We start from the raw sequence: 22,624 nt of genomic DNA, 5'->3' as shown, positions 1-22,624 counted from the left end.
GCCCCGACCATGACCCGCCTCCTCACCCCGGCCGCGACGGCCGACGTCCTCGCCGACGTCCTGCGCGCCGGACTCGACCCGGAGGCCGGGCCGCCCCGTACCGCCGTCCCCGTCCCGGCCGGGGAACTCCTCCTCATGCCCGCCGCCTCCGGCCCGTACGCCGGCGTGAAGATCGCGGGCGTCGCCCCGGGCAACCCGGCCCTCGGCCTGCCCCGCATCACCGGCTCCTACCTGCTCCTCGACGGTACGAGCCTTCGGCCCCTCGCCCTGCTCGACGGCGCGGCCCTCACCGAGCTGCGCACCCCGGCCGTCTCCGCCCTCGCCGTACGCCGTCTGACACCGGACGACCGGCCGCTGCGCCTGGTCCTCTTCGGCTCCGGGCCCCAGGCGTACGGTCACCTCGACGCCGTCCTCGCGGTGCGAGAGCTCGCCGAGGTGGTCGTCGTCGGGCGCAGCCCGATCGGTGCGCGCGCCCTCGCGGGCTACGCGCGCTCGCTCGACGTCCCCGCCCGCACCGGGACGCCCGAGGACGTGGAGGGGGCCGACCTCGTCGTCTGCTGCACCACGGCCCGGGAACCCCTCTTCGACGGCAAGCTGGTGGCTCCCGGCGCCACCGTCGTCGCGGTCGGCTCGCACGAGCCGGCGGCCCGGGAGACCGACACCGCCCTCGTGACCCGCGCCGAGGTGTACGTCGAGGCGCGGTCGGCGGCGCTCCGCGAGGCCGGTGACCTCCTCGTCCCGCTGGCCGAGGGGGCGATCGGCGAGGACCACATCGCGGGCACCCTCGCCGACCTGGTGAACGGTTGTGTCCCCTCGGGGCGTCCACGGCTCTTCAAGAGCGTGGGCATGGCCTGGGAGGACCTGGCGGTCGCCGGTGCCCTGTACGCGGCCCGCACGGCCTGAACGCGGCGGGGCGGCTCAGGGGGTGCCGGCCGCCCCTCGGTGCCGCAGGTTGACGACCGCGGCCTTCGCCACGACCACGGGGTTCAGGAAGCGCAGCGGACCGATCAGGCGGGAGGCGAACAGGTGCATGTGCCGGGCGAGGGCCCCGTTCCGCGCCGCCGCCGAGAACATCAGCCGCTCCATGGGGTTGAAGGGGCGGCCCGTGGCGAAGTCCGCGGCCAGGAACTGGTGACCGCCCAGCCGGCGCCGGTGCCGGCGCGCGTACTCCGCGAGGGACCGGTCGAGATCGCCCCGGCCGGCCGCCGCCGGGCCGACCGCCTCCGCCAGCCAGTGCGCGGACTGCAGGGCCCACCCGCAGCCCACTCCCCACAGGGGGTCACCGGTCAGGGCGGCGTCGCCGACGAGGGCGAGGCCCGGTGCGGTCGCGTTGCGGGTGCGCAGCGGGTAGTCGACCGCGCCGGTGATCTTCGTGACGCGCTCGGCGGAGTCGATGTCCGGTGCGTCGGGCAGGGAGCGGACGAAGTCGAGGAAGCTGCCTTCCAGGTCCTTCCGGAAGTCGGGAAGGCGCTTCTTCTCGGGGAGCACAGCGACGACCGTCACGCCGTCGTCGTTCGGGAACGCGTAGGCCATGTCGGGGACCAGGAACCAGGCGTGGCTGATCCCGTCGCGCAGCGGCAGGTTCCGGAAGTGCGCGAGATAGCCGAAGCGCGCGTTCTCGTGCTGCCGGGTGGGCACCCCGGCGAACTTGGCGACGGCCGAGTCCTTGCCGTCGGCGCCGACCACGAGACGGGCCCGGATCTCGCGCTCGCCCTCGGGCGTCGACGCACGCACGCCCACGGTCCGTCCGGCCTCCTGGACCAACCCGGTCACCTGGTGGCCGAGGAGCAGGTCGACGCCGGGGGTCTCGGCCGCGCGGGACCTGATGAGCGGGTCGAGGGTGCTGCGGCGGACGTTGTAGCCGTACGGCAGCTCGGGACCGGGAGCGGCGCTCGGCTCGATCCAGCCCCAGCGGGTGTACCAGCGGGCCTCGTTCCGGACGGCCCCCGCCTTCTCCAGGGCGGGGAGCAGGCCGAGTTCGGCGAGGACCGGGGTGGCGTTGGCCGTGAGGGAGTGGGTGCACAGCGTCTTGTACGCCGCGGGGTCCGAGCGGCGCTCCAGGAGGGCGACGCGGGCGCCGCGCCGGGCGAGCAGGATCGCCGCCGCGCTGCCGGCGAGACTCGCCCCGCTGATGACGACGTCGTAGTCGTGTCCCGTGTTCTCGGGCTTGGTCATGCGCTGATCGTCCCCCCCGTGATGTGGTCCTGCTTCTGTCAGGAACATGAGGACGAGGAAGGTGAGCGGTTGTCAAGGGATCAAGCCCGCCACGGGTCTTGGCAACCTGAGTGCCATGTGAAATATTACTGCCGTGCCCACGAGAAACACCTCGGATGTCATCGTCGTCGGCGCCGGCGTCGTCGGCGCGGCCTGCGCCCACTACGCCGCCCGAGCCGGCCTCTCCGTCACCGTCGTCGACCGCGGTCCCGTGGCCGGCGGCACCACGGGAGCCGGCGAGGGAAACCTCCTGGTCTCCGACAAGGAACCAGGGCCCGAGCTCGAACTCGCCCTGATCGCCACCGCGTTGTGGCGCGAGCTGTCCGATCGGCTCCCGCCCCAGGTCGAGTACGAGGCGAAGGGCGGCCTCGTCGTCGCCTCGGACGAGCCCGGGATGCGCGCCCTGCGCGCGTTCGCGGCCCGCCAGGAGAAGGCGGGCGTCACCACCCAGGAGGTCCCCGAGGACCGGCTCCACGACCTGGAGCCCCACCTCGCACCCACTCTGGCCGGCGGCTTCCTCTATCCCCAGGACGCCCAGGTGATGCCCGCCCACGCGGCCGCCCAGCTGCTGCGCGCCGGAGCCGAACGGATCCGGCTGCGCCTCGGTGAGGAGGTCACCGGCCTCCTCACCGGCGCCGCCGGAGAGATCCGCGGCGTGCGGACCGCGGCGGGCGAGATCCACGCCCCGTACGTCGTCAACGCCGCCGGAACCTGGGGCGGGGCCCTCGCCGACCTCGCGGGCGTCCACCTGCCCGTACTGCCCCGCAGGGGCTTCGTCCTCGTCACCGAACCCCTCCCGCGCGTCGTGCGCCACAAGGTGTATGCCGCCGACTACGTGGCCGACGTCGCCAGCGGCTCCGCCGCCCTCCAGACCTCGGCGGTCGTCGAGGGCACCCCGGCGGGCCCGGTCCTGATCGGCGCCAGCCGCGAACGCGTCGGCTTCGACCGGACGCCCTCCACCGAGGTCCTGCGCCGCCTCGCCGCCGGAGCCACCGCCCTGTTCCCCGTCCTCGGCACCGTACGGGCCATCCGCAGCTACCTCGGCTTCCGCCCGTACCTGCCGGACCACCTGCCCGCCATCGGACCCGACCCGCGCGTCCCCGGCCTGCTCCACGCCTGCGGCCACGAAGGCGCGGGCATCGGACTCGCCCCCGTGACGGGACGGATCGTCGCCGCCTGCCTGACCGGGGACGAACCGCCCCTGGACATCCACCCGTTCCGTCCGGAACGGTTCGCCGACACCGGGAACTGAGTTCCGCGCACCCACCGTCACGAGAGGAGGGCCCGTGGCCCGCACCCCCGCCGACCTCGTCGGCGCACAGCCCGATCCGCCGTTCGAGATCACCTTCGACGGCCGTCGCGTCACCGCCCTGCCGGGCCAGACCGTCGCCGCCGCCCTCTGGGGCGCCGGCATCCTTGCCTGGCGCACCACCCGGGACGGCGGCCGGCCGCGCGGCGCCTTCTGCGGCATCGGCCAGTGCTACGACTGCCTCGCCACCGTCAACGGCGAACCCAACCGGCGCGCCTGCCTGGTCCCGGCCCGCCCCGGCGACGCGATCACCACCCAGGAGGGACACGGTCATGACCGCCTCACCGTCTGAGCCGCGGGCGCGGCGCGAACCGTACGACCTCGCGGTCGTCGGAGCGGGCTCCGCGGGGCTCGCCGGCGCCGTCACGGCCGCCGAACTCGGCCTCGCCGTCGCCCTCCTGGACACCTCCGCCCAGACCGGCGGCCAGTTCTACCGGCACCCGGCGCCCGCCCTGGGCGCCGTACGGCCCGAGGCCCTGCACCACGACTGGTCGGCCTACTCCGACCTCCGCGGGCGCCTCGCCGCGAGCGACGTCACGCACCTCGCCGGACACCACGTGTGGTCCACGGTCCGGGAGGACGACGGCACCTGGACCGTCCACGCGGTCACCGGAGCCGACGGGACCTCGGAGCGGCCCGCCCTGATCAGGGCCAGGGCACTGCTGCTCGCCACCGGCGCGTACGAACGCCAACTGCCCTTCCCCGGCTGGACCCTGCCCGGCGTCGTGGGCGCCGGGGGAGCGCAGGCCATGCTCAAGTCCGGCCTCGTGCTGCCGGGCCGGCGCATCGTCGTGGCCGGCAGCGGCCCCCTGCTGCTCGCCGTCGCCTCCTCCCTCGCCGCCGCCGGCGCCCAGGTGCCGGCCGTGGTCGAGGCCGCCGGGTACCTCCGGTACGCCCGCAGCCCCCGGGCACTCCTGGCCAACCCGGCGAAGGCGGCCGAAGCCCTGCTGCACGGAACCGCCCTGCTCCGCCATCGCGTACCCGTCCGGCTGCGCAGCGCGGTCACCGAGGTGCACGGCACCGACCGCGTGGAGGCCGTCACGGTCAGCCGCCTCGATGCCGACTGGCGGCCGGTGCCGGGGACCGCTCGCCGGATCGCCTGCGACGCCCTGGCCGTCGGCCACGGCCTCGTCCCGCAGATCGAGCTGGCCACGACCCTCGGCTGCGCCACCCGACGGCTCCCCGACGGAACGCTGGGCCTCGCCCTGGACGACCTCCAGGAGACCTCGGAGCCCGGCCTGTGGGCGGCGGGTGAGACCGGGGGAGTCGGCGGTGCCGGACTCGCCCGTACGGAAGGCGAGTTGGCCGCCCGGGCGGTCGCCGCGCGACTCCTCGGCCGCCGTGCGGGCGACGGGCGGATCGCCGAACTGCGGCGGCGCCGGGACCGGATGCGCGCCTTCGCCGACGTGATGTCCGCGGCCCACGCCCCGGGGCCCGGCTGGCAGGACTGGCTCTCCGACGACACGGACGTGTGCCGCTGCGAGGAGGTCGGTGCCGGGCGCATCCGCGAGGCGGTCGCCGAGCTCGGCGCGCGGGACGCACGCACCGTCAAGCTCCTGACCCGGGCCGGCATGGGGTGGTGCCAGGGCCGGATGTGCGGGACGGCCGTCGCCTGCCTCGCCGCCCGCGGCGGCACGGCCGAACCGCCCGCCGAACGCCGCCCGTTCGCCGTACCGGTCCGGCTCTCCACGCTCGCGTCGCTCGACGAGGGCGCGGCGGATCCGAGCCCCGGAGCTCCATAGCGCACGGAGGGGCCCGCTCGGGCCTCTCCTCTCCGAACCTTCTTCACCCCTCTATAAAATGTCACACACCACAGAAAGGTCATCGACATGACCGCCACCACCTGGAACACCGACCGGCCCTGGCGGGGCATCATGGTCGCCACCACCCTCCCCTTCCGCGAGGACCTCTCCGTCGACCACGACGCCTACGCCGAGCACGTCGCCTGGCTGATCGCCAACGGCTGCGACGGCGTCGTCCCCAACGGCTCCCTCGGCGAGTACCAGACCCTCACCGACCAGGAACGCGCCCAGGTCGTCCGTACCGCCGTCGAAGCCGCCGGGGACGGCGCGCGCGTCATGCCCGGCGTCGCCGCGTACGGCAGCGCCCAGTCCCGCCGCTGGGCCGAACAGGCCGCCGAGGCCGGCTGCGGCTCGGTCCTCCTCCTGCCGCCCAACACCTACCGCGCCGACGCGGCGGCCGTCCGCGCCCACTACACCGAGGTGGCCCGGGTCGGGATCCCCGTCGTCGCCTACAACAACCCCTTCGACACCAAGGTCGACCTCACCCCCGACCTGCTCGCACGGCTGCACGGCGACGGCAGCATCGTCGCGGTCAAGGAGTTCAGCGGCGACGTCCGCCGGGCGTACGAGATCGCCGAACTCGCCCCGGAACTCGACCTGCTGATCGGCGCCGACGACGTCCTCCTGGAGCTCGCCGTCGCGGGCGCCGTCGGCTGGATCGCCGGCTACCCCAACGCCTTCCCCGCGAGCTGCGCCACGCTGTACCGCGCCGCCGTCGCGGGCGACCTGGACACCGCTCTCCCGCTCTACAAGTCCCTTCACTCGCTGCTGCGCTGGGACTCGAAGACGGAGTTCGTCCAGTCCATCAAGCTCTCCATGGACATCGCCGGCCGTCCCGGCGGCCCCACCCGTCCGCCGCGCCACCCGCTCACCGGCGCCGTCGAGGCCGCGGTCCGGACCGCCACGGAGAAGGCCGTGGCCGACGGCCACCGCTGACCCGCGCCACGGCGGACGCCCCACCGCTGACGCCCCGCCGCCGACGGCTGCCGTCGGCGGCCGCGCGCCCCCGACCCGATCCCCACTCCAGGCGACCCCTTCCCCGGAGGCCCCCTCCCATGACCGACGTCCTTCCCACCCTCATCTCCCGCAACCCGGCCGATCCCACCGACGTGCTCCTGCGGATCCCCGCGCCCGGTGCCTTCGCGGTCGTCGACACCGTCGAACGCGCCCGCGCCGCGCAGCCCGGCTGGCTGCGGGCCGGAGCCGCCGCGCGCTCGGCCGCCCTGGGCGCGGTCGCCACCGCCGTCGAGGCCGCGGCCGGCGAACTCGCCGAGCTCGCCGTCCGCGAGGTCGGCAAGCCGCTCTCCGAGGCCAGGGCCGAGGTGGCCCGCGCCGCCGCGATCTGGCGCTACTACGCGCAGGCACCCTTCCAGCCCACCGGCGAGGTCCACGAGACCTCGGTGGGTGGCGGACTGCTCCTGACCCGGCGCCGCCCGCACGGCGTCGCCGGACTCATCACGCCCTGGAACTTCCCCTTCGCCATCCCGACCTGGAAGGCCGCACCCGCCCTCGCGGCCGGCAACACGGTCGTCCTCAAGCCCGCCCCCGAGGCCACGGCCTGTGCCCAGCGCCTGGCCGAGATCGTGCAAGGGGCCGTGCCGGAAGCGGTGTTCACCGTCCTTTCCGGCGGCGCCACCGAAGGCCACGCGCTCGTCTCGTCCGCCGACGTCGTCTCCTTCACCGGCTCCACCCCCGTCGGCCAGGCCGTGGCCAGGGCCGCGACCGCCCGGGGCATCCCGGCGCAGGCCGAGATGGGCGGCCTCAACGCGGCCCTCGTGCTGCCCGACGCGGACATGGAGCAGGCCGCGGGCCACATCGCCGCCGCCATCGCGGGGTTCGCGGGCCAGAAGTGCACCGCCACCAGCCGCGTCATCGCCGTCGGCGCCGCCCTCGACCCGCTGCGCGAAGCGCTCTCCGAAGCCCTGCGGGCCCTCCCGGTCGGCGACCCCGCCGACCCGGCCACCGTGTGCGGACCGCTCATCCACGAGGCCGCCCGCGACAAGGTGGTCGAGGCCTGCCGGGGGCTCACCACGCTCGCCGGCGGCACCGCGCTCGACAGGCCCGGCTGGTACGGCGCCCCCACGCTCGTCGAGAAGGTCGCCCCCGGACACCGGCTCCTTCGCGAGGAGGTCTTCGGCCCGGTCGCCTCCCTGCTCGCCGCCGACGACGTCGCCCATGCGATCCGGATCGCCAACTCCGTCCCGTACGGCCTGGTGACCTCGGTCCACACGGCCGACCTGAACACCGCCCTGACCGGCCTCGACCAGCTCGACACCGGGATGATCCGGATCAACGCCCCCTCCACCGGCGTCGACTTCCACCTGCCGTTCGGCGGCTCCAAGGCCTCCAGCCACGGACCGCGCGAACAGGGCAGGGCCGGCCTCGAGTTCTACACCTCGGGCCGGACGTACACCGTGGCCCCGGCCGGCCAGGAGGCATGACCCCGTCTCACGACGCCGTGGCGGCCCCGCCGCACAACGCCTCCTGGTACAGCGCCTTGACGGCGCCGTCGATGGGGTGGGGCTGCGGCCGCCCGGAGGCGTCCGGCCTGTTCCACCGGATGAGGTTGATCGCCACGGACATCTGACGCCTGCCGTCGGCGCTGGTCAGGGAGATGGCACCCGCTCCCCAGACGGTGCCGTCGTGCCCCCAGAAGGTGCCGCGGGGGGTCTCGACCTTGTGCAGCCCGAGACCGTACTGGATCGGCGACCCGTCCAGGGCGGTGGCCGGGATCGTGCGCCGCATCTCCGCGAGCGACTCCGGGCCGACGATCCGGCCCGCGAACAGCTCGGCGTAGAAACGGTTGAGGTCCTCCGTCGTCGACACGAGACCGGCCGCCACCCCCACCCAGGACATGTCGTAGACGCTGTAGTCACGCGGCGGGTCGATCAGGCCGTAGAACGCCTCGTAGAGCAGCGAGTGCGGTCCCTCGACGCGCGTCCCCTCAGGGAACCCGGTGTGCCGGAGCCCCGCGCGTTCGATGACGTTCCGGGTGATGCACTCCTCGGCCGGCATCCCCGTCAGATGCTCCAGGAGCTCGCCGAGAATCAGCCAGTTGACGTTCGAGTACACGCCCACGGGTCCGCCGGGCTCGCCGGTGGGAGGTGCCGAGAGCCCCAGCTCGATCAGCTCGGCGGGACGCCACGTACGGAACCGGTTGTCGTCGATGGACTGCGTCGAGACGTCCAGACGGGTGGGGAACCCGCGGAGCGACGGGAAGGCGTAGGCGAGGTAGTCGGGGATGCCGCTCGTGTTGTTGAGCAGCATCCGCACCGTGATCCGCTCGCCGCGCTCGCCGGGCACGAGCTCCGGCAGACGGTCCCCGATCGGCGTGTCGAGTCCGATCCGCCCCTGCTCGACCTGCTGCATCACGGCGGCGGCGGTGAAGGTCTTGGTGACGCTGCCGACGCGGTGTCACATGTCGGCGGTCACAGGACGGCCGGTGTCGACGTCGGCGACCCCCGAGGCGCCGCGCCAGGTCCGGCCGTCGTCCCGTACCTCGGCGAACACGCCGGGAACTCCCGCGTGGTGGACGGCGTCCAGAGCGGACTGCAGGGCGGCGGGGTCGAGGCCGGTGGACGTGTTCACGGTTCGGACGGTCATGACATCGGTCCTTTTCTTCGGAGGGCGTGGGTTCAGTCGGCGAGGGCGCGGCGCAGGACCGCGCCGAGTTCGGCGTTCTGCCGCTGCGAGACCTCGGCGGAGAGGATCGCCTGCGACCCGTGGAACGTCCCGGGCCACTGGTGGAGCTCGACGGACACGCCCGCCTGGAGCAGCCGGACGGCGTAGGCGATGTCCTCGTCGCGGTTCGGGCAGAACTCGGCGGAGGCGACGTACGCCGGCGGCAGGCCGGACAGATCGGCGGCCCGCGCGGGAGCGGCGTACGGCGTGGCGGGCCGGGAGCCCAGGTAGTGGCCCCACGCGGCGGTCGCCTTGCCCCGGTGGTACCAGGGCGTGTCGGTGAAGTTCCGCGCCGACCACGTCTCGAGCCGGTCGTCGAGCCCCGCCTGGTTGAGCAGCTGGAAACGGATCGGCGGACCCTGCTCGTCACGCGCCCGCAGCGCCACCCCGGCCGCCAGACCACCGCCGGCGCTGTGGCCCCCGACCGCGATGCGCGCCGGGTCGATGCCGAGCTCGGCCGCGTGCCCGGCCGTCCACTCCAGCACGGCGTATGCGTCGTCCAGGGCGGCGGGAAACGGGTGTTCGGGGGCCAGCCGGTAACCGACCGAGACCACCACCGCGCCGGAGCTCTCCGCGATGCGGGTGGCCCACGGGTGCTCGGTGTCCACGTTCCCCATGACGTATCCGCCGCCGTGCAGCCAGACCACGGCACCCTGCGCCCCGCGCGGCCGGTAGATCCGTACCGGCACGTCCGGATCGGCGGGCACCAGCACGTCCTCGACCTCCAACTCCGCGGTGTCGGGCGCCGGCACGGCGGCCGCGAGGTCGGCGAAGTACGCGCGGGCGGCCACCGGGTCGGACAGGTCGGTCTGCGGGAAGAAGGGGATGAAGGCTTCGAGTTCGGGATCCATGCCGAACATCCTGCGCGCGGGCCCCCGACGGGTCATCCGCCGTCCGTCGCGCATCCCGCCCCGAACACGCGCCGAACGGCGCGCCCCGCACGTAGGGCCCGTCTGCGATCCTTCTGCCATGGAGGCACTGGCCGTACGGCTGTCGGGACTCGATCCGTACGTCGACGGCGCGATGCGCATCGTCGCGTTCTACGACACCCTGATGCGCCGCAGGGTCGACCTCCCGGCGCTCGCCCGCGCCTCGGCGGGCCTGGCCGAGTGCGTCGCCGGGACGCGGCTCCACGGCACCGGCCGCGCGACCCGCGTCTCGCCCCACGGCACGGAGGCGACCACGCCGCCGGCGCCCGCGTCCACGGAGGCGCCGATCATCCTCGACGAGGAGGAGATCGGCACGGTCTGGCTGGAGCGCCCGGGACCGCCCAACCCGCTCGACGAGGTCCTCCTCGACCGCTTCGCCCTCGCCGCCGCGGCCGCCGCCGAGCGCTACGGGCCGGCCCGCACCACCATGGCCGACCCCGCCCTCGTCGAACTGGCCGTCAGCTCCGACAGCGACGACGCCGCCCGGGCCCGGGCGCTGCGCCTCCTGGGCTTCGCCCCGGACCTCCCCGTCCACGTCGCAGCCGTCCGTACGAGCCTCCCGCTCGACCGGGTCGGCGCGCTGGTGTGCCCGGCCCGGCCGGTGAAGGCGGCCCCGCTCGCCGACGTGGGCGTCATCCTGGCCACGACCCTGGACCGTACGGCCTTCCCGCCAGGCGTACGGGCGGGCGTCGGCGCCGGCGACAGCCCCGACCGCTCCTGGCGCCAGGCCCGCACGGCCCTCCGCTTCACCACCCCGCGCGAACCCGTCGTCCACCACACCGACCTGGGCGCGCTCGCCCTCCTGGCGGACATCCCCGAGGACGCCGCACGGGACAACCCCGACGTGACCGCGATCGACCGCCTCTCCCCGGAGGACCTGGAGACCCTGGACACCTACTGCGCCACCGCCTCCGTCCGCCGCGCGGCCGAGGCCCTCCACCTCCACCACAGCAGCATCGCCCGCCGCCTCGACCACATCGGCAAGACCCTCACCCTGGACCTCACCGCCCCCACGGGCCTCACCCGCGCCCGGCTCGCCCTCACCACCTGGCGCCTGCTCCACGGCTGAGCAGGCCCGACGGGAACGGGCTCGTTGACGCCACCGGACGGGGCTGAGAGGCTGCCCGCGATCAAGGACCGGACGCTCTCGGGGGAGACATGCCCTACTTCAAAGCCGTGCTGTTCGACTGGGTCGGGACGCTCGTGGTCCCCAAGTGGGGCCCGATCGCCGGGAGGCCGAAGGGCGCCCACTGGATCGAACGCACCCTGCTCGGCCTCGGCCGCGACGCCCCGGACGCGGAGACACGGCGGATCAGCGAGGCCCTGAGCGAGGCGGCCCGGCTGCCGGAGGTGGCGAGCGGCTGGTCCGACGTCTCGGCCGACGCGCACCGCGACGGCTACGACGGGTGGGTCCGGGCCGCGGGGATCGAACCGGCCCTCGCCGACGCGCTCTACGCGACCCTCTCCGACCCCGTCGGCAACCCGTTCGCGACGGATGTCGCACCCACCCTGGCGGCGCTCAAGGCCGCCGGCCTGAAGGTGGCCGTCATCAGCGACATCCACGTCGACATCCGGCCCGCCTTCGTGAACGCCGGCCTGGACACCCACGTCGACGCCTACGCCCTGTCGTTCGAGCACGGCCGGTGCAAGCCCGACCCCGCCTTCTTCGGCGTGGCCCTGGACCGGCTCGGGGTGAGCCCCGACGAGGCCCTGATGGTCGGCGACCGCTCCGGCCGCGACGGCGGAGGCGTCGAAGCCGGCCTGGCGACCCTCCTCCTGCCGCCCCTGACCGACACCACCGAGGAACGGCTGCACCTGGTGCTCGGAGCCTGCGGGCTCGCCGCCGGCACGGGAGCCACCCGATGAACCTCACCTACGAGTCGTTCGTCGAGACCGCCTCCGCCGACGCGGCCGTCGTCGGCCTGGTCCTCAAGGGGTCCCGGGCACACGAGGGCATGACCACCCGGCACTCCGACCACGACCTGTACGTCGTCCTCGCCGACGGCGTACCGACGGAGCTCACCCGGTTCGCGGGGCACCGCACCCACGAGCTCGACCTCGTGATGCTCACCCTCGACGCGTTCCGGTCCGTCGGAATGCCGGGCTTCGAGCGCTACGCCCTCGCCCGCGCCCGGGTCGTGCTCGACCGGCTCGACGGCGACATCGCCCGGATCCTGGCGGCCAAGGCCCGGCTCACCGCCGACGAAGCCTCCCGCGCCGCCGCCGAGTGGCTCGACGCGTACGCCAACTCGCTCTACCGCTCCCTCAAGAACGACCGGGACGGGCTCGGGCTCGCGGCCCGCCTCGACGCCACCGACAGCCTCGGCCACCTGCTCGAACTGCTCTTCGCGCTCGACCGCCGCCCCCGCCCCTACAACAAGTACCTGGAGTGGGAGCTCGCCCGGTACCCACTGCCCGGCTGGGACAGCGGCACCCTGCTCGGCGCCCTGGGGCGCATCGCGGAATCCGGCGACGCCTCCGCCCAGCGCGGGCTCTTCGCCCGGGTCGAGGCCGTCGCCCGGCACCACGGACACGGCGCGGTGCTCGACGCGTGGGGCGACGACCTGGAGCTGATGCGCGGGCGGTAGCCCTTCCCGCGTCAGAGGCGCTTCGCGCTGCGGAGCGTCTTGGCGTAGTAGCCGTTGCCGTCGAGGCGGGAGACACCGCCGATGTCACCGATGGTGGGCCCGTTGACCTCCTCGCGGCTGGACACGAAGATCAGGTGCCCCTCGGTGTCGTACCCGAGGACCATGCCGACGTGGTCGAGCCGCTGCCCGGTGCGCGTGTCGAGCTTGAAGAAGACGAGGTCGCCCGGCTGCAGCTGGTCGATCGTCGAGGGGCGGTTCGCGGCGCCGATGCCGGTCAGCGGCAGGATGTCCACACCCCGGTCGGAGCGGGCCATGCCGTTCGCCGTGCGGGGCAGGCCGTCACCGGACTTGTCCGAGGACATCAGCGGGTAGCGGGCACGGTAGCCGAGGACCATGCGCATGAAGCCGGAGCAGTCCAGGGACCGGGCCTTGAGTGCCTCCGGCGTGCCGACGGTGCCGTCCCGGAAGGGGTAGCGGACGCCGAGGAAGTCGTAGAAGTCGGACTGCTCCAGGCGGAGGTCGCCGCCCTCGGCCCCGGTGGTGTTCAGCGGCCCGAAGTTCGCGTCGCCCGCGATGATCCGGCCCTGCTCGTCCTTGCGCTGCGGCGCCCCCGCCACGTACTGGAAGGCGAACGCGAAGACGTCGTCCTCCTTGCTGTCCGCGTTCTCCGCGTACCAGTCCTTGAACCACTTCTCGTTCTCCGCGCCCTTGGCCCAGGGCTTCGGCATGAGACGGATCCAGTCGGTCGTGGAGACCTTTGACGCGGTGGAGGTCGGCTCGGCGAAGGTACGGGCCGGGCCGGTGAGCTTCGCGGTGCGCGCGCCGTCCGTCATGACCGCCGCCACCTGGCCGTCGGCGCCGCGGAGCACGCTGCGCGCGGGGTTCTCCAGGCGGGACCAGCGCTCCTCGCCCGTGGCCTCGGTCTTGGGCTTGGTCCCGTTGAGCACGCCGACGTTCCGCACCTCGGTGACGCCCTGGTCGTCCTGCTTGCGCAGCTCCACGGTGAGGTAGCCCGAGGTCGCGACGAGCCCGAGTACCGCGAGGCCCGAGAGGAGCGTGCGTGACTTCTTCTTCCCTGCCATGGTTCTTCCTTGATTCTCAGGCGGCGGTTCGCGGACGGCGGTTCGCGGACGACGGTTCTCAGGCGGCGGCGGGCATGACGCCGAGCAGCAGGCCGGCGGCGACGACGATGTAGGCCAGCATCGAGACGGAGGCCGTCGCGAGGAGCGTGGGCCCCTTGGGCTGGCGGACGAGCTGGTAGGCGATGAGGCCGGGGACGATGAACCCGAGGGTCTGGTTGCCGTACATCAGCGGGAACTCGATCGACAGGACGATCATCACCGTGGCCTGGAGCAGCACCCCGAGGAGGACCACCGCGGCGAACAGCCGCTTGCCGTACAGGATCACGAGCCGCTGCATCAGCTTGGTGCCCGCGTACGTCAGGGCGGTGACGCCCACGACCATGGCCGCGCGCTGGAGGTCCTCGATGAGGGTGAGGGCGATCCAGCCCGGGGTGATCATCCCGCCGGGGGAGAGGTTGGTGGTGAGGTAGCACAGCAGGGAGAACAACAGACCGATGGCGATGCCCAGGGCGGCCATCTCGGGGGTCAGGGCGGCGGTGGTCAACGGGGGCTCCGGGCGCGGTTACGGGGGGTGAGGCGGGTGGGCGGCGTCGGGTCAGGGGTGCGGATGGGGCCGCTCCCCGTCGTCCTGCTGCGGCGGCTGGTGGAACCAGCCGAAGGACTCCTCGGGCTCGGGGACGGACCAGCCGTCGTCGGGACCGCGACGGGCCGTCAGCACCACGGGACCGGGGTGCTCGTCGACCGGCTGGAGGGGGATCCGCACCATGGGGATCTCCTGGGTCTGGGAGGCCTGGTACCGCTCCTCGTAGGCCGCCGGGTACGTCGCGTACGGGTCCAGGCGCTGCGGCCGGCCGTATCCGTACCCCGCCGGAGCCGCGTACGGACCGGTCTCGTCGGCGACGGCGTAGGCGTCGTCGTAAGCGCCGTCGTAGGCGTCGTGGTCGGCCTCGTGGACGGTGCCGTGGTCCGCGCGGGGGTCGGCGCTCTCGTCGGCCGGGAGCTCGGCGAGGTACTCGAGCAGCTCCTCGCCCTGGCCGTGGATGTTGCCGATGGCGACGAGCGAGGACCCGTCGGGCATCCGGCCGAGCAGCGCGGGCATGAAGTCCTCGGCCGGCCGCCGGTCGCCGCCGAGGTCGATCGCCCGGTCCCGCCACTCGGCGGGGATGGCGTCGATGGCGCTCTTCGAGGGGTGGCCGATGACGAAGACGTTGTCCGGCTGCAGGTCGGGGATGATCTCGCCCATCTGCCCGTTGCGTTCGACGCGGTCGGGACGGCAGTTGATCACGACGTTCAGGGGACGGCTGATGGCGCCGAGGTCGAGCAGCTGGTTGACGTTCATCAGGGTCGACTCGGGGTCGTTCGCCGCGAACACGTTCGCGAAGGCGAGCCGCCGGTCGTCGGGCGTGACGTAGCGCTCCACGGACAGGACACCCGGGTCCGGCGGCGCGTCGTACATGCCCTGCAGCGCGACCTGCCGGTCGATGCCGAGGAGCTCCGCGACGGCCAGGGCGATCGCGACGTTCTCCTTGAAGGTGAACCAGCTGAAGCCGCGCAGCTCGGCGTCGCTGACCGTCTCGGGGTCGGCGTAGACGAGCCGGCAGTTCCGCGCGTCCGCCTCCTCCTGGAGGATGTGGAAGCGTTCCTTCTCCGCGGTCACGCAGATGCCGTCCTCCGGCATCGAGCGGCACAGCGAGCGGGCCACGTCGTCCAGGGTCGGGCCCATCTCGGCGAGGTGGTCCTCGCGCACGTTGCACAGGACGCCGATCGTGGAGCGGATCAGCTTGCTCTGGTTGACCTCCTGCAGGGCGGGCATGACCGCCATGCACTCGATGACCAGGGCGTGCGGCCGGTAGGTGGCGGCCCGGCGGACGATGCCGATCTGCTCCACCACGTTGGCGATGCCGAACTTCCGGTAGACCGGCTCCTCGGTCGCGTCGGGGTGGATGAAGCGCGCCGCCGTGCCCGTCGTCTTCGCGACGGTCACGAGACCGCCGCCGCGCAGGGCTCCGGCGCACAGCCGGGTGATGGAGGACTTGCCCCGGATGCCGTTGACGAGCACCCGGGTCGGGATCGTGTGGAGGGCGGCGTAGTGCCTGCGCTGTTCCACGATGCCCGCGATCAGCAGGAACACCCCGCTGATCAGCAGGACGAAGTAGAGGTAGAGCACGGCCTTGTCACCTTCCGCCGACGCCGGGCCCGGTCTCCGCGGACCGGCGCGCCTGGTTGTGTCTGAGGGCCTGCGCCTGCTGGCGCAGCAGTTCGAGGCTGCGGACGACGGCGCCCACCTCGTCCTGGTACACGGGGTACAGCACGGTCTTGAGGTCGCCGTCCACGAGCTTCTCGGCACTGCCGGCGAGGGCGCGCAGCGGCCGCACGACCACCAGGTAGACCCAGCCGAGGCAGAAGATGATCGCGGCGAGGCCCAGCATTCCGGCGAGCACGCTGCGGTCCTCGCGCTCGTACGGGGCGATCTGGAAGCGGGAGGCGTCCTGCTTGCTGACGACGGTCCAGCCGATGTCGGCCGTGACGCCGCCACCGGAGAACGGGGCGGCCGCGGCGACGGTGACGCCGTTGCCCTCCCGGATGAGCAGGCCGTTCTCGACGGGGCCCGCGCCGACCGGCAGGCCGGCGGCCCGGACGAGGTCGGTCAGGGCGCCGTCGGGGAGCTTCTCGAACGCCAGGAAGCCGTTGCCGGCGGCGATGGTCCGCGCTTCGGAGTCCACCACGCGGACGTCCCCGAGACCGGGCCGGGCGAGCAGCGAGTCGAGGAACTCCACCCGGATCTCGCCGACCAGGGTGCCGTCCTTGTGGTCGGGCAGGGGCGCGCCGGCCTGGACGATCGGCTCCTTGCCGCCCTCACCGGAGACGCGGACCAGCGGCAGGTCCTCGCCCCGGGTCCAGTCGTGGGGCTCGGTGCCCGCCCGGGCGGTGATGCCGCCCTCGGCGTCGACGACGTACAGGGCCTGGTAACGGGGGTGCTTGAGGAGGGCCTCCTCGAGGATCCGGCCGGTGTCCCCGTGGTTCTCCTCGCCGATCAGGCGGGAGGTGGACACGACGTCGGCCTGGGCCTCGTTGAGCGCCCTGCGCAGGCGGTCGGCGATCAGGTCGGTGCGGTCGCGCTGGTCGTTGACCATGGTGGCGGGCACGCTGACCGAGTCGTCCGTACGGTTCAGGAGCAGGCCGACGGGCACGCACCAGACGAGCAGCAGCACGGCCGTGACCACGAGCGGGCCGCGTCCGCCGACCCGGACCCGCCGGCGCGGGGCGCCGTCCGAGTCCGTGCCGTCACCGGCGAGCTGCCGGCGCAGCCGTTCGAGGGCGGCGCCGATGCGGGCGGCCTCTCCCCAGCGGGGCACGGAGACCGGCCGGGTCAGATCGCCGCGGGCGAGCCGGCGCGACTCCAGGAACAGGCGCAGCAGCGGCCGCTGCACGGTCGCCCAGAGGACGGTGACCGCGAGCAGCCCGAGCAGGACGAGCACGCCCGCGGCCGCGAGGCCGTACAGCTGGCGGCCTTGGTCGCCGGTCTTCTGCTCGACCACGGGAAGCAGGGCCACGACCGTGAGACCGAGGCCGGCGGCCTGGCTCGGCTTCTCGTCGGGGTTGGCGGAGGCGAGCGAGGCGTAGCCCGCCGTGGCGATGCGGCCGTTGTACTGGCCGCCCAGGAGGGTGCCGCTGACGCCGGGGTAGCCCCGCGAGCCGGGTTCCTTCGCGCGGACGGGGTGCTCTTCGGCGCGCACCGCGGCCTGGTCGGCCAGCCGGGTCATCTGCTTGTGGAGGAAGGACAGCTCCTGGCGCTCCTGGTCGGAGTTGAGCGCCTCGGCCTGCTCGAAGCCGGCCGTGCCGAGGACCTCCCCGCCCTTGGCGACCACGGCCATGGTGCGGAACGGGCCGAGGTTGATGGCCGGCACGGAGAGGCTGCTCGACGCGAGCAGCAGCTGCTGCGGCCGGTCGGACCAGTCCAGTACGGCCATGGTCATCAGGCGGACGTCGCCGGTCTCGAGCCGCACCATCCGGGGCGTCAGGGCCTTCTTGCCGGTGAGGACCTCCTTGTCCAGCCAGGACAGCGGAACCGCCTCGCCCCGCTCGGCGAGCACCTCCCCGCTCTCCAGGTCGACGACGGAGGTGCCGGTCCACTTCTGGTAGGTCCGGCCCAGGTCCGAGAGGATCCGCTCGGGCTTCACGGGACGCCCCGCGCTGATCGCGGTCGCGGTCCGCTGGAGGTCGGTGACCCGCTCGTCGATCGAGGCCCGCAGCGCGATGGCCCCGTCCTCCGCGAAGTACTTCTGGGACGACAGCACCGCCTCCGGCACGACCGCGTCGTCGCCGGGGCCCAGCACCTTCGCCGTCAGACCGGCCAGGGCGAGGATCAGCACGCACAGAACCGCGATCGGCGGACGGATGCCGCCCAGGAGCGGCATGTCCGCGCGCCTGCGGCTGCGTCGCCGTCCCCCTCGCACGCGGTACGCGGCATTACTCGATGTCACTGCTGCTCTTTCCTGGTTCTACGGCCACCGCAGTTCCCACGGCCCCCGCACGCGAGGGGCCGTCACTGGCGCGGGCCCGGCGACGCGGTCACGAACGCACGAAACGGACGGGGTAACGGCTCAGTACGTCAGGGAGAGCTCGGCCAGGCCGTCGCCCCCCGGAGCACCCCGGTTGAAGAGGAAGCCACGCGTCCGCTCGGCCGCGAGGCGGTAGCGGGCGAGCCGGTCCGGGGGCAGGTCGCCCGGTGCGTCCAGTGCGTGCCGGACGTCGACCACCCGGTGGTCGGTGACGGCGCCGTCGGGGAGCTTCTCGCCGGGCTCGGCGTCGGGCGGGATGTCCACCAGGGTGGTGCGGTAGCGGGCCTGCACGTCCCACCCGGTCTCCGTCTCGTGGAACTCGAACCAGCCGATCGCCCCCTCCTCGGTCAGTCCCGTGGGGGAGCCGTGCCGGGCGACCTCGTTGCCGAGGCTGAAGGCGACCCACTTGCCGTTCAGCTTCTGGATCGGCTGCACCACGTGCGCGTGGTGGCCGATGATCAGGTTGATCCCCGTCTCCTTGGTGAGACGCTCGGCGAGCTGCAGCTGCGGGACGCTCGGCTCGTTGTAGTGCTCGAGGCCCCAGTGGAGCGAGAGGATCACGACCTCGGCGCCCTGCGCCCGGGCCCGCTTCTCGGCCTTCTTGATCTCGTCCGTGTTGATCCGGTTGAACGACCAGCGTTCCTTCTCGGGCGTGGGGTTGAGGAAGGACTCCCACGAGAAGGCCAGGTGCGCCACCTTGACGCCCTTGACCTCACGGATGTTGATCTTCTGCGATTCCTCGGGCGTACGGGCCGAGCCGGTGTGACCGAGGCCCGCCTTGTCCATCGCGTTCAGGGTGCTGCGGATGGCCTTCAGGCCGTGGTCGTTGGTGTGGTTCGAGGCCGTCGAGCAGGTGTCGTAGCCCACGTCCTTCAAGGTCGTGAGGATCTGCGGCGGCACGAGGAACTCCGGATACCCCGCCCAGGGCCCCCGGGGGGATCCCACGGGCGTCTCCATGTGACAGATGGCCAGGTCGGCCTTGCTGATCACCGGCTTCACGCCGGCCATCAGCGGGCCGAAGTCCAGTCCGTCCTTCCCCTTGCCCGTCCTCTTCGCGTCACGGGCCGCCTGTTCCACCAGTTCCGGGTGGATGAGAACATCTCCGGCGGCGGCGACGGTGAACGAGCGGCCGCCGGGCTTGGTCTGCGACTCCGTGGGCGTGGACGCACAGCCGGCGGTGAACACGGCGAGGGCCGCCGTCACTGCCAGCACACGACCAATGGGGAGAGAATCGCGGAATGTCACCAGCCGATCTTCACACGAGTCCCAAGATCGACTATCCCCAGGGCGTCACGAGATCATCACTTTTTCTTTATATCCTCACTTTCGTCGCCATGGCACTCACGCTCGTCGGCTGCCACGACGCGGCGCGCGACAGCGAGCAGGCAGGGCATGGCGGCGCCCGTGAGCTGGTGAACCTGGACGACCGCATCGTCGAGTACGCGAAGCAGGCCGGAGACCGCGCGCCGTACACGCCCCCCAGCAGGGTTCAGCGGGAACGCCTCGCCCTGGGCGTCGGGCAGCTCCTCGACCGCGAGGACGCCAAGGCCGAGGAGACCTTCGCCTCCGTCGGCTTCCACGTGACCCGGCTCACCGACTCCGCCTCCGGCCGCCGCTACGACGAGGTCGCCGCCCGGAACCCGGGGGCCGAGGCGGGCTGGGGGCGGCTGTACGTCACCGCCGACTCCGCCGTCCGCTGGAGCGTCCAGGTGCCGCACCCGGTGGCCGACCGCGGCACCGAGTCCCTCGGCGCCCGGCTCCTGGAGAAGACGACGGGCGGCGCCCTCGTCGTCGCCGGAGCCCACCGCACCTCCGGCCGGGGAGACGCGGCGGACGTCGCCCACCGCACCGACAGCGCCTTCCACGCGATCATCACGGAACTGCAGAAGCGCGGCGTTCCGGGCCTTCAGCTGCACGGCTTCGCGAAGGGCCCGGACCGTCCGTACGACGCCATCCTCTCCACCGGCGCCGTACAGGCCGCGCCCGAAGAGGCCGCGGCCCTCGCCGCCCACATGAAGACGCGCGGCCTCCGCGTCTGCCGGGGCTGGGCCGACCGCTGCCCCCTGGAAGGCACGACGAACGTCCAGGGGAAGTCGGCGGAGGGCCACCACGCCACCTTCATCCACGCCGAACTCGCCCCGGCGGCCCGCGCCGAGGACGGCAAGAAGGCCGCGCAGGCCCGGGCCGCTCTCACCGAACTCCTCGACGTCTGGTCGGACACGCCCGCGGGACGCTAGGGCCTGTCCGGGCGCCCGGTCTGGCCGGGAACGGCCGGCGCCAGGAACTGACGGGCCTGCAGCTCGTACGCCTCACGGAACGCCCCCGTGCCCCGGGCCGGGTCCATGAGCTGGTCGAACGTGCCGTGTTCGACGACCCGGCCCCGCTCCATCACGTAGATGAGGTCCGCGTGGCGGACGCTGTGCAGCCGGTGGGTGATCAGGACGGTGGTCTGGCCCGTGCCCGCGAGCCGGTGGATCTGGTCGAAGACCCGCTGCTCGGCCACCGGGTCCAGGGCGCTGGTCGGCTCGTCGACGACCAGGACCTGCCCGTTCCGGTACCGCGCCCGCGCAAGCCCGATCTTCTGCCACTGCCCGCCGGAGATCTCCTGACCGCCCCGATAGCCGCGGGCCAGCAGCGTGTCCAGACCGCGCGGCAGCTTCGCCACCACGTCGTCGGCCCCGGCGTACGCGGCCGCGGCGCCGACCTCGCCGTCGTCGATCGCCCCGCCGGGCCGGCCGATCCCGATGTTCACCCGGGCGGTGAACGGCCACCGCTGGAAGTTCTGGGCGACCATCGCCACCCGCGAGAAGAGCCGGGCCCGGCAGACCTCCGCGGCGTCCACCCCGCCCCACGTCACCCGGCCGGCCGCGGGCATGTGGAGGCCGCACAGCAGCTTGGACACCGTGGTCTTGCCCGACCCGTTCGCCCCCACCAGGGCCACCGTCGAGCCACGGGGGATGACGAGGTCCACCTCCCGCAGCGACGGCTCCTCGGCACCCCGGTAGGAGAAGGTGACCTTCTCGAAGCGGATCGCGTCGAAGTCCTCCGGCAGGTCGAGGCCGACCTCCGGGATCGCCCGCCGCTCGGCCTCGGCGCACAGCCGCTCCAGGTCGGCGACGAAGAGGGACTCCTCCTGGATGTCGGTGACCCTCAGCACCAGGTCGGTGATGCTCGTCGACCCGGCCCGGATCGCGAGCACCGCCGTACCGCCGACCGCGAGCTCCATCTGCCCCTTCCACAGGAGCAGCCCGAGGACGGCGTACGCGGCCACCGTCGCCACACCACGGGCACCGTCGGCGAACAGGCCCGTGCGCGCCCCCACCCACGCGAGCCGGGTCTGTTCACGCTCGCTGGTCTCCGCCATGCCCCGGAAGTGCTCCAGCAGGAACGGCCCCACGTCGTGGACCCGGACCTCGCCCGCCGCCTGCTGGTCGATCAGGAGCCGGCTGATCAGCTGCGCCGCCCGCGCGTGCTGGACGAACCGGTGCCAGCTCTCGTACCGCGCCCTGGCCATCGTCAGGGATCCCCACGCACTCGGCAGCGCCATCGCCACGAGGAGCGGCAGCAGCGCCACGTGCAGGACCGTCAGCACGCCCGCGGCGGCGATCAGGGAGATCGCCGAGGCGACCACGGCCGTGCAGTACCCCACCATCCTCATGGCCCCGTTGGCGCCCCACTGCGCCGAGTCCATCAGCTTGTGGAAGGCGTCGTCCTCGATCGCGTCCATCTCCACCCGGGCGACGAGCTCCAGGTACCGCTCGGTGGCGACCCGTTGGACCTTGGGCTCCAGGATCCCCGTCGAGGCGGTCGACGCCGACTTGAGCAGCGAGGACACGACCGCGAGCACCGACACGAGCACCAGGGACGGCAGGGCCGCCCGCAGCCGGTCGACCAGGATTCCCGACGACAGCAGTTCGGTCAGCAGGGCGTTCACCGCCACCAGCGAGTAGGCCTGTGCCACACCGCGGCCGAGCTCGCTGACCGCCACGGTGTACAGGGCGCGGGGGTCGGCCTGCCGGGCCAGCCGCACGGCGATCCCGACCTGCCGGGGAAAGCTCGCGGCCATCCGCCACATGCCGAGCTTCACCCAGGTCCCGCTGTGCTGGCTGAAGCCCATGTCGTAGGCGAGTTCACCGCCGAACAGCAGCCGCTCGGAGGCCGAGACGGTCTTCGTCGGGGCTGGGGTGGCCGTGTCGTCCGGGGTGGAAGTCATGCCGCCCCCCTCGAGTCCGGACGTGGCCGGCGGGGGACCACGGGAAGAGGGGCGTCGACGCGGTGGGGAAGGGGGTGCATGGCGTTCTCCGGGAGCCGGTGGCCGGGCTGTCGGAGAGCTCAACGAGCAGGGCGGGCGGGTCGAACACATGTGTTTCGGACGCCGCGCGGACCCCGTGGCAGCACGAATGCACGTTCGTGCCGGGTGCATCGACCCTTGCGGCGCGCGGGTCGCGCCCCCATGG

18 protein-coding genes and 1 pseudogene are annotated in these 22,624 nt (G+C 73.4%); 10 read left to right on the top strand and 9 right to left on the bottom strand.

From position 1 onward, the window contains the following. The first annotated feature begins 9 nt into the window (after positions 1–9). Positions 10–903 carry an ornithine cyclodeaminase family protein gene (locus tag GGE06_RS10430; protein WP_116165703.1) on the top strand — a complete coding sequence of 298 codons (894 nt, stop codon included), beginning with the start codon at positions 10–12 and terminating at the stop codon, positions 901–903. A gap of 15 nt (positions 904–918) precedes the next feature. Here GGE06_RS10430 and GGE06_RS10425 read toward each other — a convergent pair whose 3' ends face one another. Continuing rightward, the gene (locus tag GGE06_RS10425) at positions 919–2,175 is read right to left on the bottom strand and encodes an NAD(P)/FAD-dependent oxidoreductase (protein WP_184930663.1); all 1,257 of its coding nucleotides are present in this window, start codon (positions 2,173–2,175) and stop codon (positions 919–921) included. Between the two features lie 133 nt (positions 2,176–2,308). Between GGE06_RS10425 and GGE06_RS10420 the strand changes: the two genes are divergently transcribed. The 5 genes from GGE06_RS10420 to GGE06_RS10400 all read left to right on the top strand — a co-directional run bounded on the left by GGE06_RS10420 (position 2,309) and on the right by GGE06_RS10400 (position 7,766). After that, positions 2,309–3,466, top strand: a complete 1,158-nt coding sequence (locus tag GGE06_RS10420) for an NAD(P)/FAD-dependent oxidoreductase (RefSeq protein ID WP_116163224.1) — start codon at positions 2,309–2,311, stop codon at positions 3,464–3,466. Between the two features lie 34 nt (positions 3,467–3,500). Beyond that, on the top strand, positions 3,501–3,815 hold the full coding sequence (locus GGE06_RS10415) for a (2Fe-2S)-binding protein (protein ID WP_184930662.1): 315 nt from the start codon (positions 3,501–3,503) through the stop codon (positions 3,813–3,815). Continuing rightward, positions 3,796–5,265, top strand: coding sequence for an NAD(P)/FAD-dependent oxidoreductase (locus tag GGE06_RS10410; RefSeq protein ID WP_116163228.1), 1,470 nt, complete (start codon positions 3,796–3,798; stop codon positions 5,263–5,265). The genes GGE06_RS10415 and GGE06_RS10410 overlap by 20 nt, the downstream gene beginning before the upstream one ends. 87 nt (positions 5,266–5,352) lie before the next feature. Further along, complete coding sequence (locus tag GGE06_RS10405) at positions 5,353–6,261, top strand: dihydrodipicolinate synthase family protein (protein ID WP_116163230.1); 909 nt, start codon at positions 5,353–5,355, stop codon at positions 6,259–6,261. A 119-nt stretch (positions 6,262–6,380) separates the two neighbouring features. Further along, entirely contained in the window at positions 6,381–7,766 is a 1,386-nt protein-coding gene (locus GGE06_RS10400; protein ID WP_184930661.1) for an aldehyde dehydrogenase family protein, read from the top strand. A gap of 7 nt (positions 7,767–7,773) precedes the next feature. Here GGE06_RS10400 and GGE06_RS10395 read toward each other — a convergent pair. Further along, positions 7,774–8,928 (bottom strand): annotated as a pseudogene (locus GGE06_RS10395) (serine hydrolase domain-containing protein). Between the two features lie 32 nt (positions 8,929–8,960). After that, a complete protein-coding gene (locus tag GGE06_RS10390; protein WP_184930660.1) occupies positions 8,961–9,857 on the bottom strand; it encodes an alpha/beta hydrolase in 897 nt (298 codons plus the stop codon). 118 nt (positions 9,858–9,975) lie between these two features. Between GGE06_RS10390 and GGE06_RS10385 the strand changes: the two genes are divergently transcribed. The 3 genes from GGE06_RS10385 to GGE06_RS10375 all read left to right on the top strand — a co-directional run bounded on the left by GGE06_RS10385 (position 9,976) and on the right by GGE06_RS10375 (position 12,523). Further along, entirely contained in the window at positions 9,976–11,004 is a 1,029-nt protein-coding gene (locus GGE06_RS10385) for a PucR family transcriptional regulator (RefSeq protein ID WP_184930659.1), read from the top strand. Between the two features lie 89 nt (positions 11,005–11,093). After that, complete coding sequence (locus tag GGE06_RS10380; RefSeq protein ID WP_184930658.1) at positions 11,094–11,801, top strand: HAD family hydrolase; 708 nt, start codon at positions 11,094–11,096, stop codon at positions 11,799–11,801. Beyond that, positions 11,798–12,523, top strand: a complete 726-nt coding sequence (locus GGE06_RS10375; protein ID WP_116163243.1) for a hypothetical protein — start codon at positions 11,798–11,800, stop codon at positions 12,521–12,523. The genes GGE06_RS10380 and GGE06_RS10375 overlap by 4 nt, the downstream gene beginning before the upstream one ends. 11 nt (positions 12,524–12,534) lie before the next feature. Here GGE06_RS10375 and GGE06_RS10370 read toward each other — a convergent pair whose 3' ends face one another. From GGE06_RS10370 to GGE06_RS10350, 5 genes are all read right to left on the bottom strand, one after another. Beyond that, complete coding sequence (locus tag GGE06_RS10370; RefSeq protein ID WP_116163245.1) at positions 12,535–13,605, bottom strand: C40 family peptidase; 1,071 nt, start codon at positions 13,603–13,605, stop codon at positions 12,535–12,537. Between the two features lie 58 nt (positions 13,606–13,663). Continuing rightward, complete coding sequence (locus GGE06_RS10365) at positions 13,664–14,149, bottom strand: poly-gamma-glutamate biosynthesis protein PgsC/CapC (protein ID WP_184930657.1); 486 nt, start codon at positions 14,147–14,149, stop codon at positions 13,664–13,666. Between the two features lie 51 nt (positions 14,150–14,200). Further along, positions 14,201–15,772 carry a poly-gamma-glutamate synthase PgsB gene (gene pgsB / locus GGE06_RS10360; RefSeq protein WP_184930656.1) on the bottom strand — a complete coding sequence of 524 codons (1,572 nt, stop codon included), beginning with the start codon at positions 15,770–15,772 and terminating at the stop codon, positions 14,201–14,203. Between the two features lie 7 nt (positions 15,773–15,779). Next, on the bottom strand, positions 15,780–18,023 hold the full coding sequence (locus GGE06_RS10355; RefSeq protein ID WP_184930655.1) for a HAMP domain-containing protein: 2,244 nt from the start codon (positions 18,021–18,023) through the stop codon (positions 15,780–15,782). A gap of 186 nt (positions 18,024–18,209) precedes the next feature. Then, the gene (locus GGE06_RS10350) at positions 18,210–19,376 is read right to left on the bottom strand and encodes a CapA family protein (RefSeq protein WP_221518010.1); all 1,167 of its coding nucleotides are present in this window, start codon (positions 19,374–19,376) and stop codon (positions 18,210–18,212) included. Positions 19,377–19,501: 125 nt separating this feature from the next. Between GGE06_RS10350 and GGE06_RS10345 the strand changes: the two genes are divergently transcribed. Continuing rightward, positions 19,502–20,404: a hypothetical protein gene (locus tag GGE06_RS10345; RefSeq protein ID WP_246532474.1), complete on the top strand. Its 903-nt coding sequence runs from the start codon at positions 19,502–19,504 to the stop codon at positions 20,402–20,404. Here the strand turns inward: GGE06_RS10345 and GGE06_RS10340 are convergent. After that, positions 20,401–22,380 (bottom strand): ABC transporter ATP-binding protein, encoded by a 1,980-nt coding sequence (locus GGE06_RS10340; protein WP_184930653.1) that lies wholly within the window; start codon positions 22,378–22,380, stop codon positions 20,401–20,403. The genes GGE06_RS10345 and GGE06_RS10340 overlap by 4 nt on opposite strands. Positions 22,381–22,624: the final 244 nt, after the last annotated feature.

This window comes from Streptomyces nymphaeiformis (assembly GCF_014203895.1).
GTDB classification, from domain to species: Bacteria; Actinomycetota; Actinomycetes; order Streptomycetales; family Streptomycetaceae; genus Streptomyces; species Streptomyces nymphaeiformis.
The sequence above is the reverse complement of the archived record's forward strand: the minus strand, read 5'-3'. Positions and strand labels throughout refer to the sequence as shown.